21 protein-coding genes are annotated in these 24,632 nt (G+C 43.2%); 13 read left to right on the top strand and 8 right to left on the bottom strand.

Features of this window, described 5'->3' with window-relative positions:
• The 3 genes from Q0110_RS15145 to Q0110_RS15135 form a co-directional block, all read right to left on the bottom strand.
• The gene (locus Q0110_RS15145) at positions 1-1,020 is read right to left on the bottom strand and encodes an AAA family ATPase (protein ID WP_297908210.1); all 1,020 of its coding nucleotides are present in this window, start codon (positions 1,018-1,020) and stop codon (positions 1-3) included.
• The gene (locus tag Q0110_RS15140) at positions 1,020-2,171 is read right to left on the bottom strand and encodes a DUF262 domain-containing protein (protein WP_297908207.1); all 1,152 of its coding nucleotides are present in this window, start codon (positions 2,169-2,171) and stop codon (positions 1,020-1,022) included. The genes Q0110_RS15145 and Q0110_RS15140 overlap by 1 nt, the downstream gene beginning before the upstream one ends.
• A gap of 132 nt (positions 2,172-2,303) precedes the next feature.
• Positions 2,304-7,277 carry a type ISP restriction/modification enzyme gene (locus tag Q0110_RS15135; RefSeq protein WP_297908204.1) on the bottom strand — a complete coding sequence of 1,658 codons (4,974 nt, stop codon included), beginning with the start codon at positions 7,275-7,277 and terminating at the stop codon, positions 2,304-2,306.
• 556 nt (positions 7,278-7,833) lie between these two features.
• Between Q0110_RS15135 and Q0110_RS15130 the strand changes: the two genes are divergently transcribed.
• The 11 genes from Q0110_RS15130 to Q0110_RS15080 all read left to right on the top strand — a co-directional run bounded on the left by Q0110_RS15130 (position 7,834) and on the right by Q0110_RS15080 (position 19,326).
• Positions 7,834-8,958: a TlpA disulfide reductase family protein gene (locus Q0110_RS15130; RefSeq protein ID WP_297908201.1), complete on the top strand. Its 1,125-nt coding sequence runs from the start codon at positions 7,834-7,836 to the stop codon at positions 8,956-8,958.
• Between the two features lie 9 nt (positions 8,959-8,967).
• Positions 8,968-9,414 carry an OsmC family protein gene (locus tag Q0110_RS15125; protein ID WP_297908198.1) on the top strand — a complete coding sequence of 149 codons (447 nt, stop codon included), beginning with the start codon at positions 8,968-8,970 and terminating at the stop codon, positions 9,412-9,414.
• Between the two features lie 123 nt (positions 9,415-9,537).
• Entirely contained in the window at positions 9,538-10,230 is a 693-nt protein-coding gene (locus Q0110_RS15120) for a hypothetical protein (RefSeq protein ID WP_057329343.1), read from the top strand.
• Positions 10,223-10,414, top strand: a complete 192-nt coding sequence (locus tag Q0110_RS15115; RefSeq protein ID WP_297908193.1) for a hypothetical protein — start codon at positions 10,223-10,225, stop codon at positions 10,412-10,414. Before Q0110_RS15120 ends, Q0110_RS15115 begins: the two co-directional genes overlap by 8 nt.
• Positions 10,415-10,422: 8 nt before the next feature.
• Positions 10,423-11,424 (top strand): GGGtGRT protein, encoded by a 1,002-nt coding sequence (locus Q0110_RS15110; protein ID WP_297908190.1) that lies wholly within the window; start codon positions 10,423-10,425, stop codon positions 11,422-11,424.
• A 390-nt stretch (positions 11,425-11,814) separates the two neighbouring features.
• Positions 11,815-12,579, top strand: coding sequence for a hypothetical protein (locus Q0110_RS15105; RefSeq protein ID WP_297908188.1), 765 nt, complete (start codon positions 11,815-11,817; stop codon positions 12,577-12,579).
• A gap of 142 nt (positions 12,580-12,721) precedes the next feature.
• A complete protein-coding gene (locus tag Q0110_RS15100; RefSeq protein ID WP_297908185.1) occupies positions 12,722-17,311 on the top strand; it encodes an FtsK/SpoIIIE domain-containing protein in 4,590 nt (1,529 codons plus the stop codon).
• 7 nt (positions 17,312-17,318) lie between these two features.
• A complete protein-coding gene (locus Q0110_RS15095; protein WP_297908182.1) occupies positions 17,319-17,597 on the top strand; it encodes a WXG100 family type VII secretion target in 279 nt (92 codons plus the stop codon).
• A 12-nt stretch (positions 17,598-17,609) separates the two neighbouring features.
• The gene (locus Q0110_RS15090) at positions 17,610-18,098 is read left to right on the top strand and encodes a hypothetical protein (protein WP_297908179.1); all 489 of its coding nucleotides are present in this window, start codon (positions 17,610-17,612) and stop codon (positions 18,096-18,098) included.
• Between the two features lie 29 nt (positions 18,099-18,127).
• A complete protein-coding gene (locus tag Q0110_RS15085) occupies positions 18,128-18,358 on the top strand; it encodes a hypothetical protein (protein WP_297908176.1) in 231 nt (76 codons plus the stop codon).
• 107 nt (positions 18,359-18,465) lie between these two features.
• Positions 18,466-19,326, top strand: coding sequence for a nitroreductase family protein (locus tag Q0110_RS15080; protein ID WP_297908173.1), 861 nt, complete (start codon positions 18,466-18,468; stop codon positions 19,324-19,326).
• An 8-nt stretch (positions 19,327-19,334) separates the two neighbouring features.
• Here Q0110_RS15080 and Q0110_RS15075 read toward each other — a convergent pair whose 3' ends face one another.
• Positions 19,335-19,511, bottom strand: coding sequence for a DUF4250 domain-containing protein (locus Q0110_RS15075; RefSeq protein ID WP_297908170.1), 177 nt, complete (start codon positions 19,509-19,511; stop codon positions 19,335-19,337).
• Positions 19,512-19,674: 163 nt separating this feature from the next.
• On the opposite strand from Q0110_RS15075, the gene Q0110_RS15070 reads away from it, so the two are divergent.
• Positions 19,675-20,127 (top strand): copper resistance protein NlpE, encoded by a 453-nt coding sequence (locus Q0110_RS15070; RefSeq protein WP_297908167.1) that lies wholly within the window; start codon positions 19,675-19,677, stop codon positions 20,125-20,127.
• 91 nt (positions 20,128-20,218) lie between these two features.
• Here Q0110_RS15070 and Q0110_RS15065 read toward each other — a convergent pair whose 3' ends face one another.
• The 4 genes from Q0110_RS15065 to Q0110_RS15050 form a co-directional block, all read right to left on the bottom strand.
• Positions 20,219-21,223: a M20/M25/M40 family metallo-hydrolase gene (locus Q0110_RS15065; RefSeq protein WP_297908229.1), complete on the bottom strand. Its 1,005-nt coding sequence runs from the start codon at positions 21,221-21,223 to the stop codon at positions 20,219-20,221.
• 233 nt (positions 21,224-21,456) lie between these two features.
• Positions 21,457-21,618: a hypothetical protein gene (locus Q0110_RS15060; RefSeq protein WP_297908164.1), complete on the bottom strand. Its 162-nt coding sequence runs from the start codon at positions 21,616-21,618 to the stop codon at positions 21,457-21,459.
• A 186-nt stretch (positions 21,619-21,804) separates the two neighbouring features.
• Complete coding sequence (locus tag Q0110_RS15055) at positions 21,805-22,347, bottom strand: carbonic anhydrase (protein ID WP_297908161.1); 543 nt, start codon at positions 22,345-22,347, stop codon at positions 21,805-21,807.
• A 34-nt stretch (positions 22,348-22,381) separates the two neighbouring features.
• Positions 22,382-23,158, bottom strand: coding sequence for a Cof-type HAD-IIB family hydrolase (locus Q0110_RS15050; protein ID WP_297908226.1), 777 nt, complete (start codon positions 23,156-23,158; stop codon positions 22,382-22,384).
• 174 nt (positions 23,159-23,332) lie between these two features.
• Between Q0110_RS15050 and Q0110_RS15045 the strand changes: the two genes are divergently transcribed.
• Positions 23,333-24,502 (top strand): porin, encoded by a 1,170-nt coding sequence (locus tag Q0110_RS15045; protein ID WP_297908158.1) that lies wholly within the window; start codon positions 23,333-23,335, stop codon positions 24,500-24,502.
• The last annotated feature ends 130 nt before the right edge of the window (positions 24,503-24,632 follow it).

Below are 24,632 nucleotides of genomic sequence, written 5' to 3'. Positions count from 1 at the left end.
TCATTCCATTTCTAACAGCTCACTCAAAGTAGCATCGAAAAAACCTTCCGGGAAATCACGGGTAAACTTACCCTCATCATTATAACCGATCTGGAGGAAAGGCAACTGAATGCCTTCTTTATACAAAATTGTCACATTCTCTTTTGAGAACCTTTTCTTATATACCTCATACCCTACCCTATAAATAAGATGCTCACAATGTGTCTCTATAATCACCTGAATACCCGCATTTACGATAAACGCAAAAAACTCTCCCATTTTCGCTTGGCTAAATGGATGTAAATGAATCTCAGGATTCTCGATAATAACTATATCATTATTCTTCGCTCTCAAGCAAGTTACCAATATTTTAGTCAAGTAACTCACTCCTGCCCCTAATTGAAAAGGAGAGATATTCCCTAACCCATCACTTTTAAACTGAACACCAACCACATCATCAAGCCGTCGCTCCGTTTGTAACTCGGTTGGTATATTTAAGATATAAGACAACCAATAATTAACTTGAGAGGATAATGTATACGAAGCATCATCCTTTACCAACGCCATTCGTAAAGGGCTTGTTTTCTCATTCTCAAAGGTTCCAAGCACATATTCGCCGACTGTTCCTATTTTAAAAACAGGAGAAATCTTGGAAGACAACTCCGCTCCGACCCGGTTTGCAGACAAATAATATAAATTCCGCTCTATATCTATCGGTAATTCTTTTTCCCTAGGATGAACTAAAACCTCAGATTGCTCCTTCGTACTTGTATATACCACTTTCACATCCCCCAGATCTAACTCGATATCTACATTCTTCGCATTGTAATACCGATTACGGATCGTATCAAAAGTGAGACTTACAGTATCTCCCAATAATACCTGCCCATTTCTACCCTCTTTATAAACAGATGACAATATCGCTTGAATAAGACTAGATTTACCCACCGAATTCAAACCTGTAATTATAGTGAGAGGTTTTATTCCCAGATCCTCATCATGAAGACATTTATAGTCTGTTATCTTTATATTTCTTAGCATCACCGAAGTTCTTTTACTATGTTATTTATATGATCAAAACGAAACGCGACACTTGTTGTCGAATCTATATTTCCCGTAAAATAATTGGAACGATCAAAAAAACTCTTCACTTGATCTATTTGCCCTAAAAGCCAAGATCGCGAACGATTATCCATATCCGCGGGACAAAAAGAGAACAAATAAGCCAACGACTCGAATAGAGGCATGTTAATAGGTCGCCGAACCTTATTTCCCTCGAAACGAAATCCATCCTCTCCCAAAAGATCAAAACCAACTGACATGGAATGAATAAACAACCTCGCATATTGATTAAGTATATCTTCCGACACCTCCTCATTTATATAAACCATAAAACGAGCCAAGAAATCATCGATATCCCCCCTATATTGCAACGACGGCATATTTTCAAACACACCACGGAAATACATCATGAAGGCTATCGCTCGCAGAACGACATACTGGTCTTTCATCCGGGTCTTGTTGATAGAACGTCCGGTGGCATTCAAGAACGCGATAGAACCGCATAACTCACTTAACATTTGCGTACACCGCCCCCGATACAAAGCGTTGCGCATCTCTTGCTTATTAAGAGAAGTACCTCCCCGGTTCACACGATCAAAGATATCGTATTTAACACGTTCTGGAGTTGGCGGCTGTATAATATAAAAGAATAATTGGTAATCCTCAAAAACACCCTGCAATTTAGGATCCAGATCTTGAAAGTAAGCGCCATTCAACCCCGTCAATATTCTCAGATTACATAATTTGAATTTTCCTTCTAGAAAGTTCAAAATAGCGGTTATTCTTTGACGGCCATCCACGACTTGTCTCTTCCCGTTTCTCCCCTCAAACAAATACATCAAAGGAATGGGTATCCCCATCAATATCGATTCGATCAACTCTGATTCTTGCCGAGGTTTCCAAACATTATTCCTTTGAAAGTCCGGATTAAGTATTAACTCTTTCCGTTTTCGGCAAAGGACCTGCAAATGTAAGATACTAAATTGCGCCTTCTCAACCCTCACCTCCGCATTTGGATAAATAGCGAAAGAATCATTATTAATGGATAGATCAACCTCCTCAACATCATTCAGATCGTTTATCTCATCTTGAGATTGCCGCAGTTCATTTTTTATGTCTATATCATTCATAAGCTTTTATCCGTTTCCAATTAATCTACAAGGGATTAAGTTTCTATCAGTCTTTCGCAAAGGTAATAGAACTTCTTAGATTATAAAATAATAAATATCAATTCCTCACAAGAAGCCCCTTTTACTATTTTCTTATTCCAACTTAAAATCCGGTAACTTTTTGACGATCTCCATGGTTTGTACGCTCACGTTGATTACGGAGAGTAGCAAGTCCAAGATATAACGAGGGTTATCATGCTCACGACTCCAGTCATTCGGATCGTTCTTGATCAAGCTACTTGGATCGATTTTCACTTGATAACGTTCCATGATCCATTCGATAGCGGATTTACCGTTCACGATGTACTCATACGCCTCATCGGGTATGTTCTCTATGCGAATAGAGCTGTTGTAGATAATTGTATCCTTTTGTCCCTTTTTGGGGAATCGCATTTTCTCTACCTCATAGTATTTATAATCCACTTCGGCCACATATAAAGCAGTAGTTCCGGCAATCATACGACCATCCGGAGCTTCCCCCTTTTGCCTGTCGCCAATGACTGTCACACCCTCATACGCTGGTATTTCCTCATAATTCAGATGCAGATTCGCAAGTTGCTTACCTGCATAGGAGAAATCGAGGAAAGCATCTATATCTTCCACAATCGGGATACGTGGCAAAGATTTCTTCAGATCGGCGGCAAAGGTTTCCCGGTATTTCGGGGAATGAAGCAAACCATACACATAGTAGAAGATGGTTTCCTTCGTGATCTTCCGGGCATTACCGAAACGAGTACGGACTTCTTTCAGTATCCAGTCGGTGATTCCGTCTCGACGGATGTAATCATCGTTTGATTCGGTATTGAATAAGGACAAGGTTCGTTGCTTGTTCTTGTTTTCTTCGTACCAGTAGAGAGGGAAACATTGACTCTTTCCTATAAGTTCTAAATCAGGAAGCATATCTGTTATGATACAGCTAAAGTCTTTTGTTACACCGATGCCGCTAACACAAATCACTAAATTTTTATATTTAGATGTTGGGAAAAGTTTAGGTAATTGATAAACACGCTCGTTCCAAAAACGAGAATAGCACCCATATTGCTTGAAATATGGTCTATATAAACAAATGCTATTTTCTCCTATTTTATCCAATGAAATAATCTCATTCTTTTTTGCAGCATTCAATACATTTGTAGTCCAACTAATCCTCGTAGAATCGTAATTTACATCTTGTATTTTTCCTAAAGCTAACAACTCTCGTTGTTTATTATAAAAAGCTGTTGCTTGTTCCATATTGAAGCTCAAGCTGTCAAGAGATGAATTATAGCACCAACTATCTCTTTGAGTTTTTAAGCCACAAGAATAATATGGCACAAACACCGTCTGCTTATTCTTCTTATCCTCCTTTTCACCCAATATAATCAAAGAGTCAAACACATCCCCTCTCTGGTTAATCCAATCCCCTTTCTCATTCGGGGCAACAATATCCCATTGTAATTTACTAGAGTCTACCGAACCAAACTCATTTATCTTTTTCAGTTTCTGCTCACGCGATAAATAATCACCAATATCATGATAATAAATTGTCGCTTTTCCTTTCTTATTCGGATTCTTTACCAAAAAGGTTATTGATATAGGTGTACGAGAACCTGAGCCAAATATCTTACCTCCCTCTCTACGAGATAACTCACCACTCGTCCGTTGATTTCCTCTCAAGTTCAATACGTATATACTCAAATACTCATCCTCAAGGCATTTCCTAAATCCTTCTTGAGCACTACCGTCAATCCAAGCCCCATTGCTGATGAAAGCAACCACACCCCCATCCTTACAATTGGAGATACGATCGCTTGCCCAACGGAATGCCTTAATATAACTATCATAAAGAGAGTTTTTATTCGTCGCTTGGGCGGCTTTGGCATACGTCTCGGCGATTCGTTTATCCAAATGGGTATAACTCATATTCTGCGCATTATCATTTGCCGATCTCTGCCCGACCGAATACGGAGGATTACTGATTATAACTCTCACCGGAACTCTCTTTTGCCTATCCACATTCTCCGCATTCTCGGAGAACCAAGTCTGATCCAAGACCTCCTCCTTGTTCTCGGTTGTCTGGAAGGTATCCGTCAAGCAAATACCCTCAAACGGCAGATAAGTATCCCGCTTTACAAGGCTATGAAACACGCTCTCTATATTGACTTCCGCGATATAGTAAGCAAGCAAGACCAGCTCATTACAATGAATCTCATTCTTGTATTTACGCTCCAGATCCTCCGGACGGATCAAACCGCTTTGCAGCAAACGGGTAATGAAAGTACCAGTCCCCGTGAATGGGTCTAAGATATGTACATTCTCATCCGAAAGGCAACAATTAAACTCCTTGCGCAAAATATCATCAACAGAATGAATGATAAAATCCACGCATTCCACCGGCGTATAAACGATACCGAGCTTATCTACGGTTTTCGGGAAAGCACCCTTGAAGAACTTCTCATACAGATTCTTGATAAGCATCTGCTTTCCCTCCAGATTATCTATATCGCCCACATTCATGCGTACGTTCTCATAGAATTTATCCAATACATCCGTATCCTTTTCCATAGCCTCGCTCTCCAGCAGCTCCAACATACGCTGCATGCTACGGCTGACCGCATTATTCTTGACAAACTGATAGTCTTTAAACAAGGCGTCGAATACCGGACGTGTAATCATATGCTGCGCCAACATTTCCACGGCCTGTCCCTCATCAATGGAAGGATTCAAGTTCTTTTGCAAACCGCTCAAGAATTCAACAAATGCCTCTTTATGCAGCCCGTCTTTTACGACACGGGCGATACGTTCTATAAACTTCTGGGCGATCAGACCTATCTCCTTCGCCCAATTCTCCCAATACAAGCGATCTCCTACCTTCTCTACCATCTTCGCATAGATTCCATCTTGCAAAGAGCCGAAACGAAGTTCCAATTGGCGGGCGATCTCCTCATTACTTAGCTCGGTCGCCCCAGTCTGTTGATCCTGCGGATCTCGCATCCAATCCTTCTCGTGCATCTGGCCAGAACCTCGCGGTATCCCACCGATGACCACCTTGGAAGGCTTCACCTTATTCAATTGTATTTTATTAACCGTAGCGTTAAACTCATCATCATGGGCGCGTAAGGCGTTCAGGATTTTCCAAACCACGGAAAAACGCTCGTTATCCGCCATCGCCTTTTCCGGTTCCATATCTGCCGGAACGACAACCGGGACAATGATATAACCATATTTCTTCTCATCCGAGGCTCCCTTATGGAAAGTACGCATCACACGTCCCACGCTCTGCACGACATCTACCTCGCTGTTACGGGCGGCAACAAAAAGAACAGCGTCCAAGGCCGGCACGTCTACCCCTTCGGACAGGCAACGCACATTCGATAGAATACGGCACTCGTTCGGATTGCTGGTCTCTTCCTTAAGCCAAGCGATCATCTCTTCCCGTGTAGCGGCATTCATCGACCCGTCGATATGTTGAACCTCGATATCCACGACCTCTTCCCGTACTTCCTCCGACAAGGATTCCTTATATTTCCTCACCATCGTAGGCATCACGGCGGCAAAACCTTTGGAAGAGATACCACTCCCCCGCTTGCTCGGATCGATTGTCGAGCAAAACGCCACGGCCCGCCGCATCAATACCGGGTCCGCCTCTTTCGTAACCCCCTTATCTCCTTTTATACGTTTGGACAAGCCATTGATACAACCGATCAATTTACTGGCGTCGTCCATCTTTATTTCCTTTTGTTGTTTATCCTTGACATCCTCAAGGATAGAATCCGGGATATCATCCTCACTAATCGTCAGCACCAAGACCTTATAATCCGTCAGCAATCCATCACGCACAGCACGTCCGAACCCGATCCGGAAAAATTCATCGCCATAATAGTCCGGGTTATTCATGCTCCACAGCACCAAGTCCTTGTCTTTAGCCGTAGCCTTGGCATTATCATTATAATACCGCGGGGTAGCCGTCATGTAAAGACGTTTTTTCCCCCGGATCAGGTCATTGTTATGTATTTTAGTAAAATTACTTTCATCACGACCTTTCTGCTTAAAACCGGTTGTTCGGTGCGCCTCATCGCAGACGATATAGTCGAATACGCCAAAAGAGGGATCGGCCTCCAACAACGCTTGCTGCGCCTCGGCCAAGACATCTATACTCTGGTAGGTGGAAAACACGACAACCAGTCCATCCGTATTTTTATAACCCGATAACTGCCGCTTAATCGAGTTAATATTTGTAGTGGCGGGTAACGGGTTATCGATGATACTTGTCTCGTCATTATCGAAATCATTCCTTTTGGAGGCTTTGGAATCCGAGCAGATACAAACGGCCTTCATCCTGTATTTCGTGTCGGTCATCCAAGCATTCAGCGATTGACCTAGAAGCGCTATGCTGGGTACCATGAACAAAACCAATCCCTTGCCCTCGGTCTCTTGCTCCACGATTTTCAAAGATGTGTATGTTTTTCCCGTTCCACAAGCCATAATCAGCTTTCCGCGGTCATGGGTCATAAAATATTCGTGAGCCGCTTTCATCGCTTCCAACTGATGCGTTCGAGGCTGTTTACCTTCTCGTAAAGCTATTTTTCCCGTATCACCCTTCAGAAGCTTATCCCAATCGACAGGAGAAGCCTCCAATTCATACATATTAATACGGGTCAGCGGAATGTCTTGGCCCTTCAAAGTCTCTTCTGCGTTCGCCCCCCAATGCACGGTGGTAGAAACCCAGATCAGGTTGCTGAAATAAGTCGTCTTCAGGGTTAAATCATCAATAAACGAACGATGGGCCGTAGATATAAAAGAATCGACAGCCGCCTTACCGATGACAGCTTTCTCATCAAAACATTTACATTGGATGGCCCAATAATCCCCCAGATCGGTCTTGGCTACCAAGTCTATGCCTAAATCTTTCCCCCCGAAATACTTTTTCCCCGGAAACTCCTCCCAAAGCCAGATTTCCTGTAATTTATCCGCATAACGGGGATCTGTCTGAAACCATTTTTTTATTAATCTCTCAAACTTCGCTCCTTTTTCTCTTTCGGTAAAAGATTCGGCACGGAATCTTTGAAGTATTTCTTTAAATGTCATTCTCTTAATCGTACGTTGTTTAGCCCTCAAAAGTACATAAAACTCCACTTATTTCAATACCTTGAACAGATTTTCATTCGAGCCTACCCGATTCCCTTTATAGGACACGTCTATACCTCTCAATAGAAATTCTAATTTCTTCCTAAAGAAACTAGAGTTTCTTCTACGAGAAACTTTAGTTTCCTTGACGAGAAATTCAAGAGTTATCAAAAATCCGTGTAGTTTAACGATTCTAGTTGACTACTTTCTGCCTAATCAATAAAAAGGGTTGACTCAGTTCATAGTTAATAATAAAAAGAGTTGTCTCTTTTGTTGTTTATTTCTAAAAGAGGTTTACTCTCTTTATTTACCGGCAAAAATAATCAAGGGTATGATTCTCTTGTGTGTATCATATCAAACCGACAAACAACACCCTAACCAAATTCCCAATCAAATTGATGCGTTTGACCTGACGATTCATTCGGTTTACATCTTTTTTATTCAAAAGACTTCGTATATTCGCGAAGTTAATATCTCATACATATATAATACATTACTTACATAACACAAACACAAAATGAAAAAGTATCTTACTCTTGCCGCGTCAGCATTGCTTTTGGTAGCTTGCAGTGAAAAACCGGGTTACGAGATTTCCGGTACGGTAGCGAACGCCGATCTAAACGGAAAATACGTCTACATGTATGAATATGGCGTACAGGATGCCGCTCCAATGGACAGCGCGTTGGTGCAAAATGGCACGTTCACCTTCGAGGGGACGCAAGACACGCCAGCCTTGCGCAAGCTCGCCTTCGCCGAGGATGTAGTGGAACCCAAACGTGCCGCTGCCGGAGAGAACGCCCCTTTCACGAGTATATTCGTGTTGGAGAACGGCAGGTTACAGGCTGTTCTAGACGAGGCAGCTTCCGCTGTTTCCGGGACACCGGAGAACGACGGCTTAAAGGCCCTGCAAGCACAAATGAAAACCTTACGTGCGGACCTGGAGAAACTTTCCGATGATATGAGATCGGAGGATAAGGAAGTCGTAAGCGCCGTCGAGAAGAAATATGACGAGATCGACCAGAAGGTAACCGATGCCGTCAAGACCTATATCCTGAATAATACAACCAAGCAATCTGCCGCCAAATTGTTGTATGATTTCCGTTATAGCCTGGACGAGGCAACCCAGAATGAGATTATCGCCAAGGCAGACCCTACTTTCAAGGCCGTTCCGAATATCGACAAATTGATGGCACATCTGGATGTCTTGAAAACCGTAGCCGTAGGCAAGAAATTCACGGATTTCGAGATGGCAGACGCCAATGGCAAGATGCATAAACTTTCCGAGTTCGTCGGCAACGGAAAAAATATCGTACTGATCGATTTTTGGGCAAGCTGGTGCCCTCCCTGTCGCCGGGATATGCCGAACTTGGTAGCCGCTTACAAGAAATATAAGGACAAAGGCTTCGATATCGTCGGTATCTCTTTGGATAGCAAGGCCGAGGCTTGGGCCAAAGGCGTAAAGGACTTGAATATCACATGGACCCAGCTTTCCGATCTGAAAGGATGGAAAAACTCCGGGGCGCAACTTTATGGCGTAAACAGCATCCCTCATACCGTATTGGTAGACAAGGACGGGACGATCATCGCCAAGAACTTGCATGGAGAGGAGATCGACGCTAAACTTCAAGAGATCTTAAAATAAAAGAAGCATATGTCCGCCCAAATTTCGTTAAACTGGACAAAAGGCTCGACCTTCGAGTCCTTGCTGGACGGCCATAAGGTAACGATCGACACAACCGCCGAGAACGGGGGCAACAATGAAGGCCCCCGTCCCAAGGCGTTAATGCTGGTAGCCTTAGCCGGATGCAGCGCCATGGACGTAGTCTCCCTTTTCCGCAAGATGAGAGTACGTTTCGACAAGATATCCATCGATGCGTCTGCCGAGACCTCGGACACGATCCCGATGGTCTATACCTCCTTCCACGTGACCTATCATATCGGAGGAAACGCAGAAGATGCCGCCAAGATAGAGAAAGCCATCCGCCTCTCGCAAGAGAAATACTGCGGCGTAGGTCTCATGATGAAAAAGATAGGCCCGATCACTTACGAGATCCTCCTCAACGGAGAACCGATCCAACCGCTAACAAACGATAAATAACAAATCCCGCCTCTTGCATGGCTGGATTAAAAAATTTATCTTTGTACGGTCTTTAGAGAAAGCGATATTACTATAAAATTAGCATAAAGTTTTATTACACTTTAATATAATAAATTAGCGATTATGATTTATTCACATGAAGTTCAACACATGTGTGTTGTAAAGAAGGGAGCTAACCACCAGTGCGCTCCGATTCCTGAAGAAGGAAAGTGGGTTAGGGCAACTCAGATCACTGATATCTCTGGTTTGACTCACGGTATCGGTTGGTGCGCGCCGAAACAAGGTGGATGTAAGCTGACATTAAACGTTAAAGAAGGAATCATCCAAGAGGCTCTAGTAGAGACTATCGGTTGTTCCGGTATGACTCACTCGGCTGCCATGGCTTCCGAGATCCTTCCGGGAAAGACTCTCTTGGAAGCATTGAACACAGACCTTGTCTGTGACGCTATCAACACCGCTATGCGCGAGTTGTTCTTGCAGATCGTCTACGGTCGTACACAGTCCGCTTTCTCTGAGGATGGTCTGCCTATCGGCGCCGGCTTGGAAGACCTTGGCAAAGGTTTACGCAGCCAAGTTGGTACGATGTACGGTACATTAGCCAAAGGTACTCGTTACCTTGAGATGGCTGAGGGATATTGCACTCGCATGGCTTTGGACGCAGATGACGAAGTAATCGGTTACGAATTCGTTCACCTGGGCAAATTCATGGATATGGTAAAGAAGGGTATGGACGCTAACGAAGCACTGGAAAAGGCGAAAGGCTCTTACGGTCGTTTCAAAGAAGCTGTAAAATATATCGATCCTCGTAATGAATAAGAAAACATTTACACGTGTCCTCATCGGGCTGAGTATTATCACGGCAGTGGCTACGCTCATCACGTATTTCGTGCTGGAGCCGGAAAAACCATGGCTGGCGTTTTACGTGGCTTGCTGTGGCGGTGTATTGGTTTTCAACTTCCTGATATCTTTATTCCTTGTAAATAAGAATTTTAAAAAGTAAAAAATAATATGGCTTTATTTGAAAGTTATGACCGTCGTATTGATCATATCAACGCGGTATTAAACGAATATGGTATCAACGGTATCGACGACGCGAAGGCTATCTGCGATGCCAAGGGTATCGACCCTTATACAATGTGTAAGGAAACTCAACCAATCTGTTTCGAGAACGCTTGCTGGGCTTATGTGGTAGGTGCCGCTATCGCTATCAAGAAAGGTTGCACGAACGCTGCCGAGGCTGCCGAGGCTATCGGTATCGGTTTGCAGGCATTCTGTATCGCCGGTTCTGTAGCCGACGACCGTAAGGTGGGTATCGGCCACGGTAACTTGGCTGCTCGTTTGCTTCGCGAGGAGACTAAGTGTTTCGCTTTCTTGGCCGGCCACGAGTCTTTCGCAGCGGCCGAGGGCGCTATCAAGATCGCTGAGATGGCAAACAAGGTTCGTAAAGAGCCGTTACGTGTTATCTTGAACGGCTTGGGTAAGGACGCAGCTAAGATCATTTCCCGTATCAACGGTTTCACATATGTACAAACTCAGTTCGACTACATGACGGGCGAGGTCAACGTTATCTCTGAGAAGGCTTACTCCAATGGTCTTCGCGCGAAAGTTAAGTGCTATGGTGCTGACGATGTTCGCGAGGGTGTCGCTATCATGCGTAAGGAAGGTGTTGACGTATCTATCACGGGTAACTCTACGAACCCGACTCGTTTCCAACACCCTGTAGCCGGTACTTATAAGAAAGAGTGTATGGAGAACGGACATCCGTATTTCTCTGTCGCTTCAGGTGGTGGTACGGGCCGTACTTTGCACCCGGACAACATGGCCGCCGGTCCTGCTTCTTACGGCATGACCGACACGATGGGCCGTATGCACGGTGACGCTCAGTTCGCAGGTTCTTCATCCGTTCCTGCTCACGTTGAGATGATGGGCTTCTTGGGTATGGGTAACAACCCGATGGTAGGCGCTACGGTTGCCGTAGCTGTCGCTATTGAAGAAGCCATGAAGAAGTAATCAAGTAATTACTGATATATAAACTCCTGTAATCTTAATGGTTGCAGGAGTTTTTTGTTTATGGGAATTATCGTTTATACAGCTCTTTTCCCGGATTACAGGCAAAATCAAAAGTAAACGAAGATTTTCATACTCTTATTTGGTTGATATATAAACACTTTTCGTAGCTTTGCGATAATTCTACAAGTTCATGGCGTTGAGCCTCTATGGAAAGGCATATATTTAACGAATGGTGTTATTGAAAATTATCCCGTTATCGAGAAACCGGGCTACGACAGGATAAAGCAAATACAGTTTCCACACCTTTTTCATCATAAACACTCCAGAGGGAACAGGGGAGGCAAATATCAAAAAATGAAAACAAACAGATTTTCTACAGCGATTTTAACAATGGCTTTATGTATAAATTTCGTTTCCTGTGGAGATAACGAAGGCGAAGGCGGCAATATCGATCCAGCAAACACCACGAAGCGTATAACCAATTTCACAAAAGAAACAGAAAGCTACAGCTATACTTGCAACCTAGGATATGACAGTAAAAACAAAGTCTCTGATATTTCCCGAAAAGGGACAGAGAATATTTATACAGAAGCTTATGCCTTTACATTCTCCAATAACGAGACTGTTGCCACCTCTGAGGAGCAATACGGTTCATACACCTTTATCGATAATATCAAGTTCTCTTTAAACGGAAACGGATTTTGTACAAGTGCGACATGGACAGCCATAGAAAAAAACGATACGTTTTATGAGGAAAACTCTGATCATTATACGTTCACCTATAACTCGAATAATCAGTTGACGAAAGCCGAGATCAACGGTAATACCGAAGAATACATATATAAAAACGGCGTGATGGCCAGCAGCGATGTCGCAGAAACGATCACTTATACAGATATTCCCAATATAGGCAATCTGTTTGTCGCACTTACTACAAATTACGATGACCCGTTTGAAGAATGGCGTCTGGCCGGTCTGTTGGGAAAAGCCTCGAAGTTCTTACCTAAAACGGCCGCATGGGATGAAGGCACGGAAACATACGATTACGAACTGGATGAGGATGGATATGTAAAGACCGTAAAGATAACGTTCCGTGACACAAAGGGAAGCGAACGTACCTACTCTTATAAATATACTTATGAAAATGTAAAGTAAGTACGGCAGGCGCAATGGCGCATGGCAACGCCCGGTTCGCCCCCTCCTTTCGTACCTACCCGTATTGAAACGGGCTCTTCCAGAAAACGACATAGCAAGATACAAAACGCTTATTTAAAGCAACAATAATAACGTTAGCCTTATGAAGCCTAAAAATGAATTAGATACAATAGAAAAACATATTCCCGCAGAATATGCGAGTATCAAAGACGAAGTTGTCAAAGGGATTTTAATTAAAATAGGGACGATAGAACAAGAGATATCTTCCAAACGCAATATTGCCACAAAAGAATATAATCAAAAAATCCAACAGCTCCAAGAAATCAATGAGAATATAAAGCTCACAGATAAATATACAAATGACCTAAAAATCACAATAAAAAGCATATTATCCAATTATAGCGCTAGCCTAAAAAATAAATACGATGAGATCTTTTATAAGGTAAACAATATCTTAACACAATGCGGTAATGAATTAAATAAAATCAACAAGCAAAAATCCAGGGCCAACGAAGCATACCACGAAGCTATCAACCAAAAATACACCTTAAAGCTTCCTTCAAAAAACAAACTGGAATCTTGCCGGGACACAGCCGAGATCATAAGCGGAACCATCATATGCCCCTTATTCTTATTTCTACTGGTACTAGTTATCACATTTTACAGCCAGGCTATTTATCATGGTTATCTTTCATACAGCCATGAATTATTGATCATTACTTTATTAACAATCATAGGATATCCGCTCGCTATTTTTTCGATACCCATTTTCGAAAAAGTACAGCTAGAACACAGAACAGGCCAAGTTGTATTGATTATACTTGAACTCTTATTCCTAAATTCTATTCTTATCGCATTGCCTGTTTATCTTACAAACGGGTCTGATCTTATCAAGTTAATGAAAGCGAATACATCTAACGATTTCGTGAATACTTTCGCAAGCAAAACATATCTTATCATATCATGGATTATAGAGGTTACAGCGGGTATTATTTATATTCTATCAAGTAAGCTATTGAAACTCAAAGATGCACTTGTTACGCAAACACCCTCTAAAAACAAATTAGAGCTTTACATAAACGGAACTAATCCCATAATCGTCATTGTTGGGATCATTTTATTTTTACTCCCACTCACGCTAGTTATCACATTTTACAGCCAAGCCATTTATCATAGTTATATTTCATACAGCCACGAATTACTAATTATCACTTTATTAACAATCATAGGTTACCCGGTCTCTCTTTTCTCCATACTAATTCTCGGAGAAGCAAAGAGAGAATATCGAGCGGGCAAAGTAACGCTGATTATAGCCGGGCTCCTTCTAAATTGTATTCTTATCATATTGCCAGTCTACTTTATAGGCTGGTCTGACCTAATAGAATTAATGAGATCCAATACATCTAATAATTTCGTGTATGTAATCACAAATAGAACATTTCTTTCTATACTATGGGCTGTTGAAATCATTACAGGCGTTATTTATATTTTTTCAAGTAAACTATTGGATGAAAAAGTCTCATTAACAAATCAAATATCTTATATAGAATCACAATTAAGCAGATATAAAGAAGCAGAAATAAATACAATTAAAAATCACAGGGAACAATTACGGCTATATAATGACAGATATTTAGACATAGAAATATTTTTCACCGAAAATACTTTTACCGGATTGCCCTTACACCGCTCCGAGATAGAATTGGATTATACCCATCGTCTATATTTTATGAGCCAGATAGCAGACCAATACGCTTCTTATAATAAAAGATGTATAGCTGTATTAGCATACGACCCTAAAGGTGTATACGACAGAGCCATATTATGTCCTGATAAAATCGCGACTATAGAAAATGAAAGTTTTAATCAGATAGAAATAAAACGAAAGGCAATCATAAGCTCTTTAGAGGAAAAGGCAAAGCAAATCCTTAATGACAAGGAGATTAAAAAGAGTCAAATCCAAGGTATAGAAACATTGAGGATAGCGGAGGAAAGCAAGGCCATTCAATTACTAATCGGCAATTACGACGTATTGAGCCAAAACCTATCCGAACATTCTTTACTTTTAACGCCGAGCTATGTATCTCCGACACAATCTCGATCTCACGTGTTATCCGGTAAACCCGATCATCAACTATTACTTGAACAGGCTAAGCGAAGATATATCCTGCCCTACATTTTATTAGGGAAAGAATGGTGCGGAAACAGTCTAGTTCCAACCGGAAAGTTCTTGATTCCGATATATGCCCCTTGGCACAGCATCAATGGGTCTGAAAACAAGAATTTCGCCATTTTCCATAATAAGAGAACCCGCCCAAACGCTATTGAGCTGATGAATAACCTGTTATTAAATATGCTAATGGCCTTTCCTCCGAAAAAGATACAATTTACTTTTATCGATTTAATGCATTCAGGAGATATTATCGATTTCACATCAAAGCTAGATAACAGTTTATACCAAATAATCAATACCGATCCTGGACTACGAAACACCATTGATTCCTTACAATCGGAAATCCTTAGTTTGCAGAAAAGACGATTGTCTGAATGTAAGAACCTAATGGAATACAATGTAAAAAACTCAACGATCATAGATCCTTACCGAGTAATCGTATTGCTGGATTATCCCAGCAATATGGGCACATCGGTAATCTCCTCCTTAAAGCCTTTTGTCGAGAATGGATATAAAGGCGGCATATTCTTTATTATCTTGGTCAATGAAGAGATGAAACAAAACAGCAAATTATCAGCGAATATAGAATTGCTATCCCAAGAGAACTTCAACTTTATCAAAACAACAGAATCAAAAGAGGAAATCGAGTTCAACAATAAAAGAATCCTCCCCTATTACCTACCAGAGTTAAACACCACCCCACTCATTTCCACTGAGAACAAACCATTTTTAGACATATACCTTGAGGCACTAAAAAAAGAAACCGTAAAAAAAGAGAAACCAGTCAGTCTCCGGATTAACGGAGACTCATTATATAATACCCCGTATCAAGATGCCACAATAGAATTTAAAATAGCAATCGGCAAGCGAAATGGCGAAGACGTATATTTTGAGTTAAATGAAAAAGATCACGTACATTCTTTTATCTTAGGTATGTCCGGCTCTGGAAAATCAGTGCTCCTACATGATATAATCAGTATAGCCACATTAAAATATTCTCCGGAAACATTACAGTTATACCTTATGGATTTCAAAATGGGCGGTGTCGAGTTCAATCAATATAAGAACCTGAAACATGCGAGAGCCATTTTAGTAGATGATTCCGACAAGCCTATCACCTTGGAGATATTACGCAATTTATATAGCGAAATGGATAAGAGAGGCAAAGCGATGAGCGAACATGGCGTTACTGAGTTCCAGGAATACAACAACAAGACATCAACCCCGCAAAAATTTCCACGCATCATCCTCGTGATCGATGAATGCCAAGAGTTATTCTGCGAGCGGGCAGACCAAGTTCAGCTGGAAATCAACTCTATCATCAGCAGGATCGCCAAGGAAGGGCGCAGCAAGGGAGTTCACTTATTGATGGCTACCCAAACTTTCTCTAACGCAAATATCCCACCCGAGTTATTAAACAACATAACGGACCCATACCTATTAAAGGCCAACACGATCGACTCGGAGAAATTAGTAAAGGATAGCTACAGGAATGTCAATCAGATAAAGCAATCCGGCGAGACTTTTTATCCATTCAAGGATGGCGGTTCTTGCCTGTTCCAGCCTTTCAACGCAAAAGAGAATTTATCGGACAACATATCATTGGCTATTCAAAAAAGCAAGTCATACATTAATAATACATTCTACTTCAGTGGAAAACAGACCTGCAAAATACAACCAGAATATTGTCCTGCCGCCATCAACAAAGTGATTGTCGGTAAAAAGATCAGTCTCGACGCCAAGTCTGTGGAGATAACATTCAGGCCGGACGATCCGAATCTAGCCGTTATAGGTATCAACGAGAGAAACGCATGCAGGATTTGTTTTAGCGCAATTCTGTCAAGAACGTGTTCTGCAAGCGTAAATAAGAAAGATATCTTTATTATCAATTGTATCAATCCGGAAGAAGAGGATAACACATGGATCGCCCCCATAATTAATCATCTGGGAAATAATAGCCGATGCGTTGTTATAGGACAGAGCCGGAAAAAGACATCGGAGCTTCTCCTTCATCTGAATGCCACTATCGAAAACGATATGGTCTCGGCACAAAATACAATGCTTGTTATCTTGGGGCAAAAAAGATTTAGGGATTTAATGAACAACAGCCTAATAGATGCCCCCCAAAGAGAATCTCAGGCGCTTCCACCCAGACTCGGGTATGGATCCGAGGCACGCGACGAGGTTAGATCTTCCGGCTCCAAGGCAGCGGTCACCTATAAGAGCATCCTAAAAAACATATTGAAAAACGGGCCGGATAAAGGAATCCATACGATCATCCAAGTAGATCGTCCGGAGAATCTTCTTTTCGATGATACATTCAGTCCAAAAGAAAAAGCAATACATTTTTTTGCCAATCAGGTATATTTACGTACAGCGGAAGAAAGCTCTTCTAAAAGCAGATTACCGGAGGAAATCAAACCGAAAGCATTATCTTCTGATGATCCGGAGAGGCTCAGGGCTTATTTTTATAATGCGGCTCATTCTCCGTCGTCCGTTTTATTCATGCCTTTTGTTCTTCCGGAACCAGACGAGATAAACAAATTTATTAAAGAATAATTCAAACATGGGAAATCAAGTTATCGCAAATACAGATGAAATGCGAAGTTTCGCATCCAATCTACGTAATCTAAGCAATGATCTTATCAATAGTTTCGCTATGGCCAGAAAACAAATGTATACGGTCAACGAGACATGGCTAGATAAAGAAAATACCGTTTTCATGGCAGAGTTTGAAAAAAGCCTCGCGGCTATCGAACAAATGGCAGAGCTAATGCAAGACTATAGCAACTATGTCGACCGAAAAGTCGAGCAGCTTGAAGTTTATTTGCATAATACCTATTAGCAGGCATTCCGGATGAATAGTAATATTTACATTCATGACACAGATAGCATACATCATTTAAAAGAGGCTATCCGAACATTTTCCGAGGAAATATGCGGCAACAGGCAGTTGCTCTCCTTCACACTTCAGGAGAGGATCTCCTCGTTGGTTGTCCGGCAGAAAAGCCTATACGATATCCAGGATCGCATAAAAGCAGAGCTTCGGAACGCACGGGAAGAATATGAGAATTGTCTTGATAACCCATATACCGATGAAGACGACGAGGATGAGGAAGAGGAACCCGACTGCCAGCAGGAAGAAGAGCAAGTACAGGAATTAGAGAACTTTCTCCAAGAGTTACAAGATGACATTGAACAAACGGAAAGTATTATCTCGCAAATACAATCGCTTGCCGAAGACATCGATAATAAATCGTTTTCATACCAAAACTTTATTATCGGGTTGGCTGAGGATACCTCGTACCGGCTGGATAAAATTATTTGCCAGTTAGATAATTACTGACAGTAAACATAAACTCTAATTAAAAAGATATGAGACAAATCATTCAGTCGTTTATCGCCGAAGCTGAAAAACTCAAAAGAGAAGCGGCCATAGCCAACGAACAATGGAACGACGCTGTCCAACAACATTTGTACGACAATTATTGTTACCCAATGATCAAAAGCACGCAAGATTTCACCGGGGAGATGCTGGCCCGTATTACTGAAATAGAACAACTGGAAGCCATATTATTTCAGCTAACAGATAAATATGATAAGTAATCTTCCGTAAACCATCGCATTATCTCAGCGAATCTTGAAGTTGATTCATTATAAAGTAACATTATATACGAAGAAATAGTACCTTCGCATAAATAGATAACTCAAATATGACACTGAACATAGATCAAGACACCTGCGTCAAATGCGGGAAATGCGTAAGGGTTTGTCCCTCGGATATATTTACGCAAGAAAAGACAGGAGAGCACATTAGCCTGATACATGTGGAAAGTTGCATTGTTTGCGGACATTGCGTGGATATTTGTCCTACCGATTCCGTGCGGCATAGCGAGTTTCCACCGGAGAAGGTACACGTTATCGACTATCAGGAAATGCCTACGCCGGAGCAAGTGATGTTGCTGATCAAGTCACGCCGTTCCAACCGGACATTGACCTCGAAGCCTATACCCAAGGATATGCTAGACAAGATCGTGGAGGCCGCCCATTACGCACCGACGGCGACGAACTCCCAAAGCCTCTCGTTCACCGTCATCACCGACCCGCAAAAGCTACGGCAAGTAAGCGATTATACGATAGGCGTGTTCGATTCCTTGGCGAAACTATTATTGAATCCTGTCGTGAAATGTGTCGTCAAACCGTTTATGAAGGATGTCTATAAATACGTACCGGTATTCAATCGGTTGAAAGAGAAACACAAGGCAGGTAAAGATCCGATTCTCCGGAAAGCCACCGCCCTGCTATTGATCCATACACCGAAGTCCAACCGGTTCGGAAGCGAGGACGCTAACCTCGCCTATCAGAACGCTTCCTTGATGGCGCAATCTCTTGGAGTAAGCCAGATCTACATGGGCTTCGTGCTCACCGCCATCCGGCAGGAAGGAAAAAATACGCTAGCCAAGACTTTAGGGATCGATGGCAAGATACAAGCGATCATGGCGCTCGGCATGCCGGCTTTCAAATACCCGAAGTATACGGACCGGAAAGAGATCGTCAAGAATTATATCGAGTGAGATCCCGATCACCAGAACTTATTATGTTCCGAGCTGTATTCAAAACCAGCGTCTTTAAGCTTTGTGAGAAGGGATTTCTTGTTTACTTGCAAGTCCTCGCATAAATCGTCGAGGGAGGAATAATTGTCTCGAAGTTTCATATTGATGAAGCTGAACAGCATCATCGGATCATTGGGTAATGACATAACTTTAGTAATAAAAATGTTATCTATGTTTTACAACACAAAGATAATGCTTTTTCGTGAGATGTAACCTTGGCATGATCATTATTATTTGAATGTAGGTTCGCAACAAAACAATATAAAAACAGGTTTTAAATAACGAAAACTTATAATTCAATTGAATAAGATGAAAAAATATGTATTAGCAGCCATGGTAGCCACAGCCCTATTCAGTTGTAGCGGCAACCCAAAGGCAGATGCTACGAAAACAGACAAGAATAAGCAGGAAACCGCTCAAGCTCCGGATATGCACAACGCCGAGACTTCCTTGGATTACTGGGGAGTTTACGAAGGAACATTACCCGCCGCCAGCTCGCCGGGTATCAAAACGACCCTGACCTTGAACAAGGATAAGACTTTTACCCTCCGCTCCGAATATATAGACGAGAAAGATGGCGTATTTAACGATAAGGGAACTTATACGCTAAACGGTAACATCTTGACAACGAAACAAGAAGGAGGAGACACCACCTATTATAAGGTAGAGGAAGGCCAACTGAGAATGTTAGACCAGCAAGGGAAACCGATCACAGGCGCTCTCGCCAAGTTCTATATCCTTAAGCAAACGAAAAGATACTAGGCTTTACAAAAAAACATCCCCATGCCTTGAGACCAGGCCGTACCCGCCCCGCTCTCAAAGCATGAGGATTCATAAAATGATCTACTATTTCTCAAAAATCTTTCTCGTTCGCCAGATTCCACATGTTAAGGAATGAGGCTTTCGTGATATTCACCACTTTATCCCAATTGATCCGCTCGGCGTGGTCGCTCGGTTGGTGATAATCCGGATGTCCGTCGGTATGGTACCAGATAATAGGAATCCCTACCTTGGCGAACGATCCGTTATCGCTACCTCCTACCGGCTTATCCCACGGACGGTAATCCGGGGCCAGGTTCAGGTTATATTTCTTGATATCATTCTTCAGCCACTCACCGAAAACGGGATGCGCCTCCGTATAGAAGTAAACCACATGGGTAGGCTTCGCCTCGTTATTGTTGCGACCGATCATATCGAAATTCAAGTATCCTTTCACGTTCTTTATCTCCGGGAAAGACTGGACGAAGGCTTTCGATCCGAGAAGACCTTTCTCCTCCCCGTCCCAGAAAGCGAATATGACAGTCCGCTCCGGTTGCTGGCCCGTGGCAAGGAAAGCCCTCGCTATTTGCAAAACGGCAGATACCCCGGAAGCGTTATCGTCTGCCCCGTTGTAGATCCGGTCGCCATCCAGCATCGGGTCTATCCCCAGATGATCGTAATGAGCGCCGACGATCACGATCTCATTCGGGTTCTTACCCTCGATCTTGCCCAAGATGTTATTCAAGGATAGTTTCTGGAAAACACCGATCTGCTTGATCGCGGCTACCGAATCCGGATGTACCTGCCAACGGGCCCCTTTTTTCTGACGTTCCAGATGATATGCCTCGAACGGGTGGTAATAAGAGTCGCCCAAAGGACCGATGCCCAAGGACTTCAGGTTCGCCACGATATAATCGCCCGCTATACGGCCTCCCCGGAAACCGGCCTCACGGCCTTCCAAGTCATCATCGGCCAAGAAACCGATATGCGCCTCGGCGGTAGATCTATTTATCACGTCCAACCCCTTCTTCTCCGGGCTCTCTGCCCAAAGAGTCGTACTTAATGCCAACGACATTAAGAGTAATCCTGCTTTTTTCATCGCTTTTGTGTTCAAATGATTATGTTTTAGCTTTTTCATCCACAAATATATATAATTTCCCCGATATGCGGAGGCGAAGGAAAGGAAAGGACACAAAAAAAGGCTCACCCGGCCTTATCGCCAAAGGTAACCCCTCGTTTTCTATCTCTCACCATACCGTTTAAAAACGGAGGTAAGAGATAACATCTAAAAATATTTCTTACTTTGATTCTTTACTAAAAAAGACGCGGTCTTCAATTTTTCTCCGCATCTACATTCATTTCGCTCATCAGGCGACGGATCTCAGCGTTCAATCGCTGACTCATGGCACCATTACCAGCCGACTGGTAACGATCTGCTTGGTAACGCAACATCGCTAAAGCACGAAGGCTTTTCTCATTTTCTCTTATCATCATAATCTTTTTGTTTTACGCTTTCCACGCTTGGAAAGCCAGTTAATAAATACCTAAAACGATCTTTTTTTTCTTAGTTTGTTACAAAGATAACCATTTTACCCGAAATAATGTTGTAGAACATAATAAAATATTTCGTTTTTTCGATTATTTATGAATTATGCTAATAAGTCTAAATACGCCGGGGAATCATTCCACCGGTGTTAATTCCCCTGTAACAGAATCTATTACAAATCCTCTTACCGTTATATCCGATGGAATCAAGGGATGATTCCGGATTTGCTCCACGGTCTCGTGTACGGATGTCTCGGAGGTATCGAATCCTCGCAACCACGACTCGAAATTTATGCCGCAATAACGGATCATATCGATACGTTCCTGCGGGATTCCCCGCTCCTTCATCTTCTCGATCATCTCGTCGCTATTCATGTGCTTGGCCCCGCAATCGGTATGCCCGATAATCATTACCTCCACGACCCCCAACTCGTAAATAGCCACCATCAGGCTCCGGATAACGCTCCCGAAGGGATGGGATATGATCGCCCCGGCGTTCTTGATGATCTTCACGTCTCCATTCTTGATGCCCAAGGAGGCGGGTAGCAACTCGGTCAGGCGGGTATCCATGCAAGACACGATGGCGATCTTCTTGTCCGGATATTTATTCGTGATATATTTCTCATATCCTTTGTTCTTTACGAACTCACGATTATAGCTTATCAGTTCATCAATCATAGCGTTTGTGATTTAATGTTATTAAAAGGTTTATTTATATGATGCCGAAATGTCTCAAAGCGTTCATGATACCATCATCATCCACGGAATCGGTCACGTAGTCTGCCGCCTCTTTCACCTCATCATCGGCGTTGCCCATGGCTACCCCGATCCCGGCACGGCGAAGCATGGCCATATCGTTGCCTCCGTCGCCAAAGGCCATTGTCTCATCGGGCGAGATCCCGTAATACTCGATGATCTTATCGATCCCGACAGCCTTGCTGCTTCCCCGCGGCACTACATCCGCGAACAACGGGTTCCAGCGGGTAGACTCGCAATGCGGCAGTACGGACATGATACGTTCCTCCTTCCCGGGCGTGAAAAAGGCGATCAACTGGAACACGTCTTTCCCATTGTTTCCCCGGAGCGGGCGAAGCGGAGGCATCGGGAAATCAAGCATTCCGAAGAGCTCCTCTACCGCTCCGTCCGTATAGTTCAGGTAAAGATTGTCTTCCTCCACCAAGGCGCAAGGGAATGCCTCCTCATTCTCTTGATAGCGGATCAACGCCTCTATATCTTCGGAAGGGATGCTGTGCTTGTAGATCACCTTATCCTTACCGGCCAAGCAATATCCTCCGTTCAAGGTAATATAGCCATCGAACTCTTGCGTCCCGAGGTTATTGATAGATTGTAATTGGCGGCCGGTAGCGATGAAAACCTTGATTCCCTTTTTCCTCAACAGCTCCAAGGCCCGTACCGTGGAGTCTGGTAGTTTATGGGTCTTGAAGCTTACCAACGTTCCGTCAATATCAAAAAATACTGCCTTAATCATACTCATATATTCTTCTTTTCGTACAAAAGTAGGTAAAAAATATGATGTCAAGATCTTTTAGGGGGAACTTGAAAAGCAAATTAACCTGTATTTAGATAGGTTACTATTGTTACTCAAGCCGGAAGCAAAAAACAATTTGTACTTTTGCAGTCTGTTACCAACTAAATCTATCGTATGAAGAAACATTTTATACTTTTCTTGCTTTGTCTAGCCACGAACGCCAGCCTGACGGCCCAAGAGACCCTTCGGGAGAATAACGGGGAACCTACACTCGTGGAACGATTGTCGAACGGAGGGATCAAGATCAACAGCGCCGAGATGAACTTCCAGCTTTTCACCTCGGCCAATGCCGAGTTTGTGGGGAACGAGCTGGACGGGATGAACTTCAAGCTAAACCGTGTCCGGCTGGAGATCAAGGGGGATGTAGGCAAATGGCTGGGGTATCACTACCGGCAGTCGTTCAACAAATACTCCGATCCTTACTCGCTCGACAATCTCTCCTCCTCGCTGGAACTGGCTTACGTGAACCTAAAGGCACGGCATAATTTCAATTTCACGATCGGCAAACAGTTCGTCAATTTCGGGGGATATGAATATTTCGTCAATTCTATCCGGGTACGAGAGTTCAGCGAGTTCAATAATCTACTGACCGCCTACCAAGCCGGTATCTCAGGAAACTGGCAGGTCAACCCGGATCACGAGCTTTGTTTCCAGATCGTGAACAATCGCAACGGCAACGACGAAGACATCTATCCTACGGGGCTTCCCGAGGGCACAGGCAAGGCCAAGATCCCCTTCATGTATACGGTCAACTGGAACAGCTATTACCTGGACAAAACCTTGCAACTGCGTTACGCTACCGCCGTCGGGCAACAGACCCGCAAACGCTACTCCTATTATTTCACCTGCGGCAATACCTACGAGAAAGGCCCGTTGCTGACATACCTAGACATCATGTACACCCGCCAAGGAATCGACCAGCACGGAGTCATCAGCCGTCTGCCCGGCACACCCCATACCGCCATGAACACCGAGTACCTGTCGATTATCGGCGATATAGACTACCGTATCCATCCTCAATGGAACGTTTACGTGAAAGGGGCGTACGAGACCGCCCGGGTATACAAGAGCAACGGCGATTTCCAGAAAGGGATGTACCGCCGCTCATGGAACGCACAAGGCAGCGTGGAATTCTTCCCCTTCAAGAAACTCGACCTTTTCGTGTTCGCCCTATACACCTACCGGGGTGTTATCCTTGAGAAAGCCGCCACGCTCATGGGGGCCGTAGAACCGGATACCCACCGGATATCGCTAGGCTTGGTCTACTCAATCCCGGTTTTCTGACAGGCGGTTACGCATAAGGTCGCACAAGGCCACACATAAGGCAGCGTAGGCTTACACATAAGGTGGCGCAGGCCAACGCTACCTCATGCGTAAGCCTACGCTACCTTATGTATAAGCCTACACCGATATA

Source organism: uncultured Parabacteroides sp., from assembly GCF_947855115.1.
GTDB lineage: Bacteria > Bacteroidota > Bacteroidia > Bacteroidales > Tannerellaceae > Parabacteroides.
This window is presented reverse-complemented; position numbering and strand designations above follow the sequence as displayed.